17 protein-coding genes are annotated in these 13,132 nt (G+C 60.5%); 11 read left to right on the forward strand and 6 right to left on the reverse strand.

Translation table 11 applies throughout. The annotated features are described in order from the left end of the window. Positions 1-13 precede the first annotated feature (13 nt). From ACN9MO_RS21980 to ACN9MO_RS21990, 3 genes are read left to right on the forward strand one after another with little or no spacing between them, the layout of a single operon-like run. Complete coding sequence (locus ACN9MO_RS21980) at positions 14-490, forward strand: cytochrome P460 family protein (protein WP_113131860.1); 477 nt, start codon at positions 14-16, stop codon at positions 488-490. Positions 491-503: 13 nt separating this feature from the next. Further along, complete coding sequence (locus ACN9MO_RS21985; RefSeq protein WP_113131859.1) at positions 504-1,229, forward strand: DUF4405 domain-containing protein; 726 nt, start codon at positions 504-506, stop codon at positions 1,227-1,229. A gap of 48 nt (positions 1,230-1,277) precedes the next feature. Further along, positions 1,278-2,414 carry an aldo/keto reductase gene (locus ACN9MO_RS21990; protein WP_113131858.1) on the forward strand — a complete coding sequence of 379 codons (1,137 nt, stop codon included), beginning with the start codon at positions 1,278-1,280 and terminating at the stop codon, positions 2,412-2,414. Positions 2,415-2,584: 170 nt separating this feature from the next. Here the strand turns inward: ACN9MO_RS21990 and ACN9MO_RS21995 are convergent, their stop codons facing one another. Next, positions 2,585-3,946: a PLP-dependent aminotransferase family protein gene (locus ACN9MO_RS21995; protein WP_113479806.1), complete on the reverse strand. Its 1,362-nt coding sequence runs from the start codon at positions 3,944-3,946 to the stop codon at positions 2,585-2,587. A gap of 136 nt (positions 3,947-4,082) precedes the next feature. Between ACN9MO_RS21995 and ACN9MO_RS22000 the strand changes: the two genes are divergently transcribed. The 7 genes from ACN9MO_RS22000 to ACN9MO_RS22030 all read left to right on the forward strand — a co-directional run bounded on the left by ACN9MO_RS22000 (position 4,083) and on the right by ACN9MO_RS22030 (position 7,680). Further along, entirely contained in the window at positions 4,083-4,487 is a 405-nt protein-coding gene (locus ACN9MO_RS22000; RefSeq protein WP_057248754.1) for a VOC family protein, read from the forward strand. Positions 4,488-4,522: 35 nt separating this feature from the next. Then, positions 4,523-5,152 carry a LysE family translocator gene (locus tag ACN9MO_RS22005; RefSeq protein WP_113131856.1) on the forward strand — a complete coding sequence of 210 codons (630 nt, stop codon included), beginning with the start codon at positions 4,523-4,525 and terminating at the stop codon, positions 5,150-5,152. A 53-nt stretch (positions 5,153-5,205) separates the two neighbouring features. After that, a complete protein-coding gene (locus ACN9MO_RS22010) occupies positions 5,206-6,051 on the forward strand; it encodes a PhzF family phenazine biosynthesis protein (protein WP_057248752.1) in 846 nt (281 codons plus the stop codon). Between the two features lie 23 nt (positions 6,052-6,074). Further along, on the forward strand, positions 6,075-6,446 hold the full coding sequence (locus ACN9MO_RS22015; protein ID WP_192495587.1) for a nuclear transport factor 2 family protein: 372 nt from the start codon (positions 6,075-6,077) through the stop codon (positions 6,444-6,446). A 67-nt stretch (positions 6,447-6,513) separates the two neighbouring features. Next, positions 6,514-7,110: an NUDIX domain-containing protein gene (locus tag ACN9MO_RS22020; RefSeq protein ID WP_112995840.1), complete on the forward strand. Its 597-nt coding sequence runs from the start codon at positions 6,514-6,516 to the stop codon at positions 7,108-7,110. Between the two features lie 79 nt (positions 7,111-7,189). Beyond that, positions 7,190-7,390 carry a hypothetical protein gene (locus ACN9MO_RS22025; RefSeq protein WP_113479807.1) on the forward strand — a complete coding sequence of 67 codons (201 nt, stop codon included), beginning with the start codon at positions 7,190-7,192 and terminating at the stop codon, positions 7,388-7,390. Next, complete coding sequence (locus ACN9MO_RS22030) at positions 7,375-7,680, forward strand: hypothetical protein (protein ID WP_375293094.1); 306 nt, start codon at positions 7,375-7,377, stop codon at positions 7,678-7,680. The genes ACN9MO_RS22025 and ACN9MO_RS22030 overlap by 16 nt, the downstream gene beginning before the upstream one ends. Before the next feature lie 85 nt (positions 7,681-7,765). Here the strand turns inward: ACN9MO_RS22030 and ACN9MO_RS22035 are convergent, their stop codons facing one another. From ACN9MO_RS22035 to ACN9MO_RS22055, 5 genes are all read right to left on the reverse strand, one after another. After that, on the reverse strand, positions 7,766-7,969 hold the full coding sequence (locus ACN9MO_RS22035; RefSeq protein WP_057248747.1) for a cold-shock protein: 204 nt from the start codon (positions 7,967-7,969) through the stop codon (positions 7,766-7,768). Positions 7,970-8,261: 292 nt separating this feature from the next. Continuing rightward, positions 8,262-9,044 (reverse strand): FadR/GntR family transcriptional regulator, encoded by a 783-nt coding sequence (locus tag ACN9MO_RS22040; RefSeq protein WP_112995838.1) that lies wholly within the window; start codon positions 9,042-9,044, stop codon positions 8,262-8,264. A gap of 43 nt (positions 9,045-9,087) precedes the next feature. After that, on the reverse strand, positions 9,088-9,984 hold the full coding sequence (locus ACN9MO_RS22045; protein WP_057248745.1) for an NAD-dependent epimerase/dehydratase family protein: 897 nt from the start codon (positions 9,982-9,984) through the stop codon (positions 9,088-9,090). Between the two features lie 183 nt (positions 9,985-10,167). Further along, on the reverse strand, positions 10,168-11,160 hold the full coding sequence (locus ACN9MO_RS22050) for a sugar-binding protein (RefSeq protein WP_057248744.1): 993 nt from the start codon (positions 11,158-11,160) through the stop codon (positions 10,168-10,170). 47 nt (positions 11,161-11,207) lie between these two features. Further along, a complete protein-coding gene (locus ACN9MO_RS22055) occupies positions 11,208-12,188 on the reverse strand; it encodes an NAD-dependent epimerase/dehydratase family protein (RefSeq protein ID WP_112995837.1) in 981 nt (326 codons plus the stop codon). 170 nt (positions 12,189-12,358) lie between these two features. Between ACN9MO_RS22055 and ACN9MO_RS22060 the strand changes: the two genes are divergently transcribed. Beyond that, positions 12,359-13,129 carry an ATP-binding cassette domain-containing protein gene (locus ACN9MO_RS22060; protein ID WP_057248742.1) on the forward strand — a complete coding sequence of 257 codons (771 nt, stop codon included), beginning with the start codon at positions 12,359-12,361 and terminating at the stop codon, positions 13,127-13,129. Positions 13,130-13,132: the final 3 nt, after the last annotated feature.

Here is a 13,132-nt window from a genome sequence, read left to right on the forward strand (position 1 = left end):
GTGAGAGAAACCGATGACACGCACTAAACTCTGGCTGGGCGCGCTGGCATTTTCCGCCGCAGCCGTTGACACCCAGGTCTACGCCGAAGCGAACCGCGTCCAGTTCCCGAAAGATCTGGACGACCTTGTGCACTACACGACCGTCCGCCGGAGCGAGGTGGCGGAGCACATCATGACCACGCGCGAGGCGGTCGACGCGGTCAAGAACGGGCAACCCATCCCTGATGGCACGCACTTCGTGCTGGTCGACCACCGAGACGGAAAGGTCCGCCGCTACTTTGTCATGCAGAAGGGGGAAGGTTGGGGCAACGACTATCCCGAGAGCCGGCGGACGGACGACTGGCAGTTCCAATGGTTCTGGGCCGACAAGTCCGTCAACATGGACGAGAACACCGCCCGCTGCCAGTCCTGCCATTCCTCCCGTTCTGGGGAGAACTTCCTCTACACGTTCGACGCGCTTGGCGCATTCGACGGCACGGTGATCGAATGACGGAGGGTTGGCGATGCCCCCCGTTTTCCTGATGCGCCTCGGGTTGGACTTCCTCGCCGTCGGTCTGTTTGTGGTCGCCATGGCCTATTGGTGGATGGACAACCGTTCGCATGAACTGATCGGCACGAGCATGTTCGCGCTGCTCCTCTTCCACAACGTCTTCAATCGCCGCTGGTACGGGGGCATAGCCCGAACGCGGCGTCAGGCGAGGCCGCTGGTAACCGTCGGGTTGAACCTCACGCTGCTGGTCACGATGCTGACCTTGCTGACCACGAGCATCCTGATTTCGCAGTCGCTTTTCGGGTTTTTCGCCGTCGGCGGCCCCTCCGCCAGAGACGCCCATATCCTGGCCGCCTATTGGGCCTTGATCATCGTCTCGATCCACCTCGGTCTTCACTGGTCGATCGTCATGAACGTCGTCCGAAGCCTGCTCGGACTCCATCGAAACCACCTCGGCCGTACGGCAGTCCTCAGGCTTGCCTCCTGTGGAATCGCGGCCTGCGGCGTCTACAGTTCCCTCGAACTCGATATCGGATCGAGACTTCTCCTGATCCCCACCATGCAGTTCTGGGATTTCAACGAAGGCGCCGCTGGGTTCTTCCTCCGCATCGCCTCCATCGCCGGACTATACGTCGCTGCGGGGTACTACGGCATCTCGGCCATCCAGGCTCCCCGTCGTCGGTCCGCCGACGCCGATGCGCTCGGAGAGGACCGAGCCAAATCCATCTCCATCTCCTGACCAGTTCGCCCACCCCCTTCAAATCAAAACGAGAGAGGATACGAGAACATGGAGCTTAATCGTCGAGACCTGCTTTTGGCAGCGGGCACCCTGGCCGCCGTGACGAACGCCGGTGTCGCTGAGGCGCAGACCGCCACACGGGAGCGCGTCCCAACCAGCACGGCTGTGTCGGAAATCGGACGGAGGAAACTCGGCTCCCTCGAAGTTTCGAGCGTCGGGCTCGGCGTCCAGAACATGAGCCGGACCTACCAGCGCATCGTTCCGACGCGCGCGGAGATGCACAATATCATCCGAACCGCCTTCGACCGTGGCCTCACTTTCTATGACGCCGCCGAAGCCTATGGCCCGCACGAGGTGGAAAGGATCCTGGGCGAGGGCGTGGAGCCTTTCCGCGACCAGGTCGTCATCGCCACGAAGTTCGGCTGGAACATCGATCAGGAGACCGGGGAACGGAAGCCCGGCCTTAACAGCCGCCCCGAGCACATCAGGCTTGTCGTCGAGGGCATGCTGAAGCGGCTGCGTACCGATCGCATCGATCTTCTGTACCAGCACCGGGTTGATCCGCAGGTGCCGATCGAGGACGTCGCCGGGACCGTCAAGGACCTGATGTCCGAAGGCAAGGTCCTGCATTGGGGGCTCTCGGAAATGGGCCTGAACACGCTTCGTCGCGCACATGCGGCGCTGCCCCTGACCGCGGTTCAGAGTGAATATTCGATGCTTTGGCGCGGCCCGGAGACCGGTGCGATCCCGGTTTGCGAGGAACTCGGCATAGGGTTCGTGCCGTGGAGCCCTCTTGGTGTGGGTTTCCTCAACGGTGCGATCGACGCGGAGACGCGGTTTGCCCCCGGCGATATCCGCGGCATCGAGACCCGCTTTGCCCCTGAAAACCTGCCCCACAACCTGGCAATCGTCGAGCTCCTGAAAGTTTGGGCCGAACGCAAACAGACCAGACCGGGGCAAATCGCTCTGGCCTGGCTGCTGTCTCAAAAGCCATGGATCGTGCCGATCCCCGGAACGACGCAGATGGCGCATATGATCGAGAACATCGGCGCGCCGGCAATCCAGTTTTCGCCCGCCGAAATCGCCGAACTGAACGCCTCCGTATCAGTGATCGAAATCCGTGGCGCGAGGCTGCCAGACGCTGTCCAGGCCTATTCGGATGTTGAAGCACCTCTGAAGTCGTAATCGCAACTTAGGCCCGCCCAAAGCAATCTGTTTGCTTTAGGCTCGCAACGGCAAATCGGAAGTTATCTGTTCTAAAGTCGTCGTGTTGGAGGAAGCCGCGTTCATTTGTGGCCCGCTTGTCGAAATAACGGGCGCCCAGGCGGTTGCGTGAGGTGGGGCGTTCGCGGGTCCTATTTCGCAGATTGCCTTGGCATCTCGATTAGCCACTGCGCCAGAAGTGTCAGTGCCTCGGTCAGATCTTCGAACGATGCGCCGCCAAGGCAAAGCCGAATTCCGCTCGCCCGATCCTCTCGGTCCACCATCATGGAATCCGGTGGGGTCAGTTTGATGCCGGCCTCCGCAGCGGCGGATACGAAGCGGTTGGCAGCGTCGCGCGGCATCGGCAGCCAGGCGTTATACGCATCGGGATCAGAGACAAGTTCGGCCGTACCGAGAAGCGAGACAGCCAGACTGGATCGACGCCGCGCCTCATGGCGCAGATCGCGCTGGATCGAAGGGATGACGCCGGTGATCAGCCATTCCTCGACCACTGCACAGGAGAGCGGCGAGGGGGCCAGAGGCATGTCTTGCAAGGCGTCTTCCGCTGCTTCGTTAAAACCAGCCGGCAGCGCGAGCACGCCGATCTGCAATCCGGGGCCAAGCGACTTGGACAGCCCGTTCACATGAAAGGCGATCTCGGGCGCCAATGCCGTCAGCGGAGGCAAAGCCGGCTCGGCCGGCGCATAGACGCCGTCCTCGATGATCCATGCGCCCGCCAGACGGCAAATTTCCGCGATGGCCTGCCTTCGCTCCCCGCCCATCGTGGCGGTGGTCGGATTGTGAAGCGTCGGAGTGAGGTAAACTGCCTTTCTGCCGGCCGATGCGGCCCTGTCGAGCGCCTCTGCCAGTGCCTCTGGCACCATCCCTTCTGCGTCGATCCTGACACCCTGCATCCGATATCCCTTGCGCCGGGCCAGCGCGATCGCGCCGGGATAGGTGATCCGTTCGGTCAGAAGCAGTCCCTGCGGACCGCAGGCGAGGTCGAAGGCCAGTGAGAGCGCCTGGCGGGCGCCGCTCGTCAGCACCAGATGCGACGGATCGACGATGAGACCCAGTGTTTCGAGCCAGCGGGCCAGAACGCGGCGGTGCTCCAGATGTCCGGCGGGTGGGGCGTAGAGATTGAGATGATCCGCATCGATCTTGCGCGCGATCCCGGTCAATGTCCGCGCCAGCAGGCGTGCGTTGAGCGTTGCTGGCGGGGCGTTGGATGAGAGATCGATCTGCCGATCCTTGTGTGCGTGGCGGATCGCCACGAACGTTCCCCGGCCCTTGACGCTACGCGTCAGACCTCGACGTTCCAGAGCGGCATAGGCTTTCGTCACCGTGCCGAGGCCAATCCCCAGTTTCCATGCGACATCGCGATGCGCCGGCAGGCGGTCGCCTCCCGTCAGCCGCCCTTCGATGATGTCGTCGGCGAGAGCGAGGACCAGCCGCTCGGCGGCATTCGCCTCTATGTCGGCGAGACGTGGTGCCCATGGCGATTGAAGGAGCATGTTCGCCACCTCGATAAAAGTGTCACATGACACTATTCAGATAAACAGCAAGTGTAACATACGCTATGACGACGCTGAACGAAATACACACTTGCAGGAGGCGCCTGACCGCGATGACGGGCGCATGGAGAGCCAGATGTTCAGTCATGTTACCGTCGGGGCGCGCGATCTTGAGCGGGCGGGTCGTTTCTATGACGCCGTGCTCGCTCCGCTCGGCCTGAAACGCCGCGTCGTTGCCTCCGATGGCGGGCCTCCGGCGCTTTGCTGGGTGGCTATTCAAGCGCCACTGCCGCGCTTCTATGTCTACATCCCCTTCGATGGCGAGCTGGCGACGGCCGGCAATGGCTGCATGGCCGCCTTTCTGTCCCCCTCGCAGGAGGCCGTGAGGACGGCCTACACGGAGGGTCTCACGCACGGCGGGACGGACGAAGGCGCACCAGGCCCGCGCCCACACTACGGCGACGGTTACTTCGGTGCGTATCTGCGCGACCCCGATGGAAACAAGGTCCACATCGTCCACCGCGGAGACCTCCAGCATTAGTGCTGGAGAAGCCTCCTGTTTCTGGAGAATTTCGAATGATCGGCAGTCAGATAGCACTCGTCTACGGCACCTATCTCGTCGCCACCGCCAGTCCTGGGCCGAGCAACATGGCGATCATGGGAACGGCGATGCGCGACGGTCGCCTGCCCGCGCTCGTCTTGGCGGCGGGCGTTATCACGGGCTCACTCTTCTGGGCAGTACTGGCGGCGACGGGCATTTCCGCCGCGTTGGCCGCCTATGCAGAGGCGCTTTTCGTCATCAAGATCGTTGGCGGTGTCTATTTGCTCTATCTGGCTTTTCGTGCGGGCAAGTCGGCTCTGAAGCCGATCTCCGACATCACGAAGAAGGACGCAAGGCCTGCCACGCCTTGTTATCGATCGCTCTATCGGCAGGGCATTCTCATGCATATCGGAAACCCGAAGGCGATTCTGGCCTGGATAGCGATCATGTCGTTGGGGTTCCGTCAGGATGCTCCCGCAGGCACGCTACCGGTGATCATTGGCGGTTGCGCCATCCTCGGCGTCCTGGTGTTCGGTGGTTACGCCATCGTCTTTTCGACGGCCTCCATGATTGCCCTATACGCCAGATTGCGGCGCTGGATTGAAGGTGTGCTCTCGGCGGTGTTCGCGGGGGCGGGACTTAAACTGCTTGTTTCGCAGAGCTGATATCCGGTCCGTCGATGCCCCAATGAAGTGACCCAAATTGAAAGCGCGATGTCATGACCCTTGCCGTCCATATGGTCGATGTGTTTGGCGCCGGGCCGTTTTCTGGTAACCCGCTGGCGGTCGTCATCGGCGCAGATGCCATGTCGACGGATGAAATGCAGCAGTTGACGCGGTGGTTCAATTTGTCGGAGACCGCCTTCCTCTTATCGCCCACGCATCCAGATGCTGACTACCGGGTCAGGATATTCACGCTGGACAGGGAGATGCCTTTTGCCGGGCACCCGACGCTTGGAAGCTGTCATGTCTGGCTCTCGACGGGTCGGGTGCCGAAGAAGGCGACGGAAATCATTCAGGAATGCCGCGCCGGTCTGGTCACGATCCGGCGTGCGCATGGGCGGATTTCGTTTGCCGCCCCGCCGCTGATCCGTTCCGGCGCGCCAACACAGGGTGAATTGGATGGGGCCCGTCAACTGTTGGGCATTGAACCTTGCGATATCCTTGATGCCGCCTGGATCGACAATGGGCCTGGATGGTTGGGGATCAGATTGGCATCGGCGGAGAAAGTGCTTTCGCTCAATCCGCTCCGAAACTGGGCCGGTCGGATCGACGTTGGTGTGGTTGGTCCGCGTGCAAAGGGTGGCGATGCAGCCTTCGAGGTTCGTGCGTTCTTCAGCGACCATCTGGGTGCAATCGTCGAAGACCCCGTCACCGGAAGCCTCAATGCCTCGATCGCACAGTGGTTGTTCGCTGGAAGTGTGGTTGAGGAGGACTATGTCGCCGCCCAGGGGACCCGTCTTGGGCGCCATGGCCGAATTCATGTGGGCCGCGATGATGTTGGCCGAATTTGGGTAGGTGGCGAAACGCGCACGCATGTCGAAGGCCGGCTACACGGCCTTTGAAAAGGGAAAGAAGAGGTGTTTCATTGGGTACAATCGATAGGGCAGAAATTGAGCTCCCCGTCCAAAGACAGCTCGAAGCCTACAACGCCCGAGACATTGAGGCATTCATGCCCTGGTGGGCTGATGATTGCCAGTACTACGCATTTCCCTCCACGCTTCTGGCAGGGGGTGCTGTCGAAATTCGAGAGCGACATATCGAGCGGTTCAAAGAGCCTGATCTACACGGAACGGTGCTGACACGTATCGTGGTCGGCAATGTCGTCATCGACCACGAAACGGTTGCGCGAACTTTTCCGGAAGGGAAGGGCGAGGTCGATGTCGTTTGTATCTACGAAGTTGAAAACGGCAAGATTGCCAAAGCCTGGTTCAAGATCAGCGAGCAGAGGCATTTGTAGCCTTAGACAGACTGTATGAGGCCAATTGCATGGCCATTGAAGCGGCAAACAAGAGAGTGGTGACTTGATGGACGAGAGTGTTTTCCGGCCGATCGCGGAGCGTGTATTGGCGGATGATTGGGGACGGCTGACCAAGTACGAATTTGAACTTCGGCTCAGGGATGGAGGTTGGCAGCGGCAGACCCGAGAGACTTACGATCGTGGCAACGGGGCGACATGTCTGTTGTACAATCCCGGAAGTGGCCGTGTTCTGCTGACCCGTCAGTTTCGTTTGCCGGTTTTCTTGAATGGTGGTCTGGAGTCACTGATCGAAACCCCGGCGGGACTGCTTGATGGTGCCGAGCCGGCAACGCGGATGCGTGCAGAACTGATTGAAGAAACTGGTTATGATGTCTCCGAGCTGACGCATCTTTTCGACATCTACATGAGCCCCGGATCGGTCACGGAATACCTGGCATTTTTCTACGGCGAATATACCGAGAAACACAGGGTGGGAACTGGCGGCGGCGCTCCTGACGAGGGAGAAGACATAGACGTACTGGAAATTTCGTTGTCCGACGCGATCCAGATGATCGACCGTGGTGAGATTCGCGACGCCAAAACGATCATTCTGCTTCAGCACCTGACGATCCGGCTCTTTCAGGAACACGACGTGAAGCGCTGATCCGGATCTCCGGGCCATATCGATCTCGGACAGATGATGATCCTGCTAAGATTGCCGTCCCCGACATGGGAACCTCGAGATGGATCAGTTTGCCCCGAATGTCCTTTCCGACTTCGACATCGACATCGACATCGACATCGACATCGAAGTCATCCCGCCAGAGCGCGACGGAGGCCAGTCCGGAAACGCGATGATAGGCCTCTGTTGTCAAAAGAAGCGGTCGGCCTCGCGAATGGACGCCGACGGTCGCTGCAATTGTGACGAGTGCCTCGCGCCATGACGCCGTCGGTGCCAGAGCTATCGTCTGAGGTGCTGGTCAAGTTTGAGAAGGCGCTTGCGCAGCTTCCCGACGGCTATGGACAGGGAAGCTTCGCAGGTCGCCCATGGGGCGTGACCGTCAGGCGCTCGGCCGATGGCAGGCGGATCTGGTTATATGGCGAGGAACTGGGCGGAGCGGATGTCGTCAGCTTCAACTTTTATGTGCTTTCTGGTGCGAGCACCACGCTCAAGCCCTGCGAAATGTCCTCGTCGAAGGTCGTCGATTTCGTGCTTGGCTTTAAACCAACCTAAAGCGGTGATCTGCTTTCCGCTTTGATGGCTCAGCTTGCCATTACCGAGATCGCCCGACCAAAAGAAGTCCGGTAGGTCGAGACGTTCAAGCTGGCCTGACGTTTTCGGCTTTCGATTTTCCTGTCTTGCGGTCCTGGCCAAGTTCGTAGCTGACCTTTTGACCCTCTCGAAGTGGGCTTCCGCCTTCCACCGCTGACACATGGACAAAGACGTCCGCTCCACCGTTGTCCGGTGTGATGAAGCCAAAGCCCTTGTCCTGATTGAAAAACTTAACGGTACCGATTGCCATGATTATCCTCGTCAGCTGAGTGGCCTGCAAATTGCCACTGCAGCTTATTCAAGGCTGCCCCCTCCCGCAACCGCGCATTCACGCGATTCGCGGCTCGGACGGCGCGCGGTCGAGCTCTTTCGTGTCGTGTTGGCGAAGGCCGCCTGCGGCCACTGCCGTGCCCGTCGTAGACGGTGCCTAATGATTGAAGGCGAACGCTGCGACTTTTCGCGCACGATATCGCGCGGCGGGGCAGTGAACTCTCACACAAGCGGAGGTGCGCTCGGGGGCCTCATGCCATCCGACCTGACGATCATACATTGCGCCCCGATTGCGCTATGAGCTCATCGGTATTGGCTAGAAGTCGCCGCACGGCATTGCGAGCCGCGTTCGGGCGTCCGAGGCGGATGCTTTTCTCGATGTTCTCGTGGAGCTTCAGCGCGTGGACGGAGCTGCTGTCCTCCCGGGTCACCAGCAGGAAAAGGTGGTTGAGTGCAGATTCGATCAGCGCGCCCAGCGGCACCAGGAGATCGTTTCCCGACGCGCGCAGGATTGCAAGGTGGAAGCGTGTGTCGGCCTGGATGCGGGTCTGCAGCGTTGTCGCCTGTTGCATGTCTTCCAATGCGGCGCTGATTTCGGTCATCTGCTTTTCGTTCCGGCGGGTGGCGGCGAGCGCCGTCGCCTCCGGCTCCAGGATGTGGCGAAATTCCTGCACGGTCTTGAGGAACTGGAGATGGTCCGGTGAGACCGCATACCAGCTCAGAACGTCGCGATCGAGCAGGTTCCAACGCTCCCTCGGCTCCACCCAGCTGCCGACTTTCGGGCGCGAGGCGAGCAAGCCCTTGGCCATCAATATCTTGATCGCCTCTCTCACCGCAGTGCGACTGACGTTGAAGATTTCCGTCCATTGCGTCTCGTTCGGCAGGATCGTTCCGGGCGGATAGTCGCCACGCACGATACTGAGCCCGATGTCATCGGCAAGCGACATGTGGACGCTGGGTCCCGACATACGCGGCGCATCGAGGCGTCGGCTCGCACGCTTCGCCTCTGCCGTGGTCGAACCGGCGGAGACTTTTTCTGATTGTCGTTCAGCCATTTTCGTCTTTTCTCGCGTCTGTAACGCTCAGCCGCGCAGAGCGTCACCCGACGTCAACATATTTCCGCCAGCTGTGTTGCGGCTCAAAGTCGAGCATCGCGCGGGCTTTGCGGTTTGATAAGAGCGTCTCGTATTCGCCGATCTGCCCCTTGACAGGAACGCCTTGGTAGAACCGGTCGATCAGTTCGCGGGTTGGAATGTCGGAGGACGTATCGTCGCTTGCTGCGTTGAAGACCTGGAACCCAAGACCGTCCGTCTCCACGGCCCTCAGTGTGATCTGGCCGAGGTCGCGCGCATCGACATAGCTCCAGGCAATGCGCTTGCGAAAGCCCGGATCGGCAAACCAGCCGGGGAAGAGATGGTATTCGTTGGGCTCGATCACATTGCCAATGCGCAGGGCATAGATGTCGGCGCCGCTTCTGAGTGCAAAGGCGCGCGCGGTCTTTTCATTGACGACTTTGGAGAGTGCGTAGCTATCCATCGGGTCGACGTCATAGTCCTCGTCGAGCGGGAAATAGCGTGGGTTTCGCGGCTCGTTGGCGAAGACGAGGCCGTAGGTCGTCTCACTCGATGCGATGACGATCTTGCGGATGCCAAGCTTCACCGCCGCCTCGATGACATTGTAGGTGCCGATCGCATTGACGCGAAAGAGCTCGTTGTCGGGGGCGATCAGGATGCGCGGGATCGCGGCAAAGTGGACAACGGCATCGATCGGCTGCGGCGCGAGCGAAGGGTCGAATTCGTGCAGGCCCGTGTAGCTTGACAGTGCATTGAACACTTGGCCGCTGTCCGTGATGTCGGTGATCAGCGTGCGCACTTTCGGGTTGTCGAGGGGCTTCGTGTCGAGGTTGAGCACCTGGTGGCCCTGTTCGACGAGGTATTGCACGACATGGCGGCCGGCCTTGCCGCTCCCTCCGGTGAAGATGATCCGCTTGGTCATTGTGTTCTCCATGTCCTGCAAGATTGGGGGATGATCCCTATCGATGATAGTTCGTAAGGGAGATCTTCCAAGCGGGGTCGTTGCAGGTTGCCGCGGCCAGCCGGCAAGAGTGCGCGCTGACCCCGGTTGTCGCGGATAGGGCGAAGGCCGGGACGCTCGGTAAAGGGCGCCCCGGCGGCGGTTTTACTTCTGAATGCAGGTATCCGCCGTGTCCTTGGTGCATTCGTCGAGACCCGTGAATACCGGATCCTCCACCGGCTTGCCGGCGATCAGGTCCAGCATGACCGACGGCGCCTTGTAGCCCATTTCGAACGGGCGCTGGCCGACGAGCGCAGTTACGAGACCTTCCTTGGCAATCGCCACCTCGTCGCCGATCGTGTCCGCCGCGCCGATGACGAATTCATTTTTCGCGATCTTGTCCGCCATCGGCTTGAACAGGTCGCGATAGGGTTGCGGCGCGCCGAAAAGCGGCCAACCGCCCATGATGCCGAAGGCGTCGAGGTCGGGATTGGCAGCGAGGATATCCGTCATCGCCTGTACGCCCTTGGCGCCGTCGTCATTGGTAAAGACCGGGCAACCTGCGACCTCCGTCCACCCGCCTTCACCCTTCAGTTCGGCAAGCCCGTCTTTCCCGGTGAGCACGTCACGCATGCCCTGGGCCCGCCGCAGGATGTTGTCGGCACCAGGGTTGCCCTCGATCGTGCAGATCTTGCCACCGTTCGGCTTGGCCTTCTTGATGTAATCGGCGATCCGCGCCCCCATCGTGTAGTTGTCGGTGCCGAGATAGGTCTTGCGCAGACCCGCGTCTTCCTTGGCGAGATCGGCGTCGAGCGTCATGACCGGAACCGTCGGATTGGCGGTTTTCAGTGTCTGGGCAATCAGCTTGGCGTTGGATGGCGAAATGGCGATCGCAGCCGTGCTGGGCTTGCCGAGCATGTCCTGGACGATCTGCGCCTCGCCGGCTTCGTCGGAGGTCGACGCCGGGCCGGTATAGAAGCACTCATATTCCGAGCTTGTGTTTTCCTTGTTCCACTTCTGGCATCCCTGGTTGATTGCCTCGAAGAACGGATTGTCGAGGCCTTTGACGACAATGACGAGCTGCTTCTTCGTCTGGGCGCCGGCGGAGCCGGCGGCCAGCGCGAGCGCTGCAACTGCAAGCACCAATGCTTTCCTCATTCTATCCTCCCGTTGAACAAGCGGACACTATCTGTCCGCGGCACAAATCAACCCGGATACCAGACGATGCGAGGGTCGCTTGACGGCCGCTCGTATTGCCAGGCCTGGTCGATAAGCTTTTTAAGATCGTATTCCGGCTGCCAGCCCAGCAGGTACTTCGCCTTGCTGTTGTCCAACCAGTTCGAGTGGAAGTGGCTTGGAACGTCGACGGACGGCAGACCGCGCGTGCGCCTGAGGTAGCTTGCGACCTCGCCGTAGTCGACCGGGCGATCCATGGCGACGTTGAAGCGCTGGCGTTCTGCGCGCGGATTGTCGATCGTGTTGAGTATTGCCGAGACGAGGTCGCTGACGTGAACGAAGTTGCGCTTGAGCGGCCTTCCGTCGGCATCGCGCAGCAACGGAACCGTTCCGGCCTCTGCGTAGCGCCTGGCTTCGTCGGGCGCAAAAAGCGTTTTCCAGTCGGGTCCACCGAACACGTCGTCACCGAAGGAAAGCGAATATTTGAAGTCGTCCTTCTCCATGATCCACGGAGCCCGGAGGCAACAGACGTTCAACCCGTATTGGATCGCGTACTGCTCGACGACCACTTCCTCGAGCACTTTCGAGAGCGCGTAGCAGCCGGGATAGGCGCGGTGCGGTGTCGACTCCGTTATCGGTCCGTCATGAGAATAGAAGAAATGCCCGACCGCGGCGTCGCCGCCGATCAGGATGAACTGCCGTGCCGTGGGGCTCGTTCTGAACGCTTCGAGCAGCCAGAAGAGGCCCTTGACTGTCACGTCCATGACGTCGGCCGGTGTTTCCTTGCAAGTCGCCAGATGCACGACGTGGCTGACACCGGCAATCGCGTCTTCCGCGACCGCACGATCGGCGATAGAGCCGCGGATGATATCAAGCCGCTCGGCTGGATCGAGCACACGGTTATGGCAGAGCGCGCGAACGCGCGCTTGCGAAAAACGTGGCCGATCAAGCAGCGTTGCTATGAGGTGCCGCCCGACCTTGCCAGTTGCCCCGGTGACAAGGATAAGCATGCTTATCTCCCAAGAATTAGCTAATATATGATCGCTTCGCCTCAATGTCTATTTGTCATACAAAACAGGTTTATCGGGTGAGAGATCATTGACGCGTTCATGACGATTTGCGTAAATAAGCAGTCGCTGGATCGCGAGGGGGCGGACATGCGGCGAGGCGTCCTGGCGGATTGGCGCGTGTTGGCGAGTCTGGAAGGCTGATCGTGCTGCTAGAGCTCAGCAATATTTCCAAGCATTTCGGGGCCATACAGGCAGTGAATGACATTTCGCTGTCGTTAGAGGCCGGTCAGGTTGTCGGCCTGATGGGCGACAACGGCGCCGGCAAATCGACGCTTGTCAAAATGATCGCAGGCAATTTCCGTCCGAGCCACGGAACCATTCGCCTTAACGGCAGCGATATCGTGCTGCATCGCCCCATCGAGGCAAGGCAGTTCGGCATCGAGATTGTTCACCAGGATCTGGCCCTTTGTGACAACCTCTCCGCGGCCGCGAATGTCTTCCTCGGCCGCGAACTGAGGCGCGGTATCGGCCCCCTGCGCGTGCTAGACTACAAGGCTATGTACCGCCGCGCCGGGGAGATCTTCAAAGAACTCCGCTCGGAGACCAGGCCACGCGACCTCGTGCGGCAGATGTCGGGTGGCCAACGGCAAGCGGTGGCGATTGCGCGTACGATGATCTCGCAGGCGAAGATCGTCTTGATGGACGAGCCGACGGCGGCAATTTCCGTGCGCCAGGTGGCCGAAGTGCTGCATCTGATCCGGCAGTTGCGCGATCGCGGCATCCTGGTTGTGCTCATCAGCCATCGTATGCCCGATGTCTTCGATGTCGCCGATCGCGTCGTCGTCATGCGCCGGGGCCGCAAGGTGGCGGACAAGCCGATCTCGGAGACCTCGCCGGAGGAGGTGACGGGGCTGATTACTGGCGCCATCGAGGTTGGATGAGGG

The organism is Ensifer sp. R-19 (assembly GCF_049905105.1).
In the GTDB taxonomy this organism is placed as follows: domain Bacteria; phylum Pseudomonadota; class Alphaproteobacteria; order Rhizobiales; family Rhizobiaceae; genus Ensifer.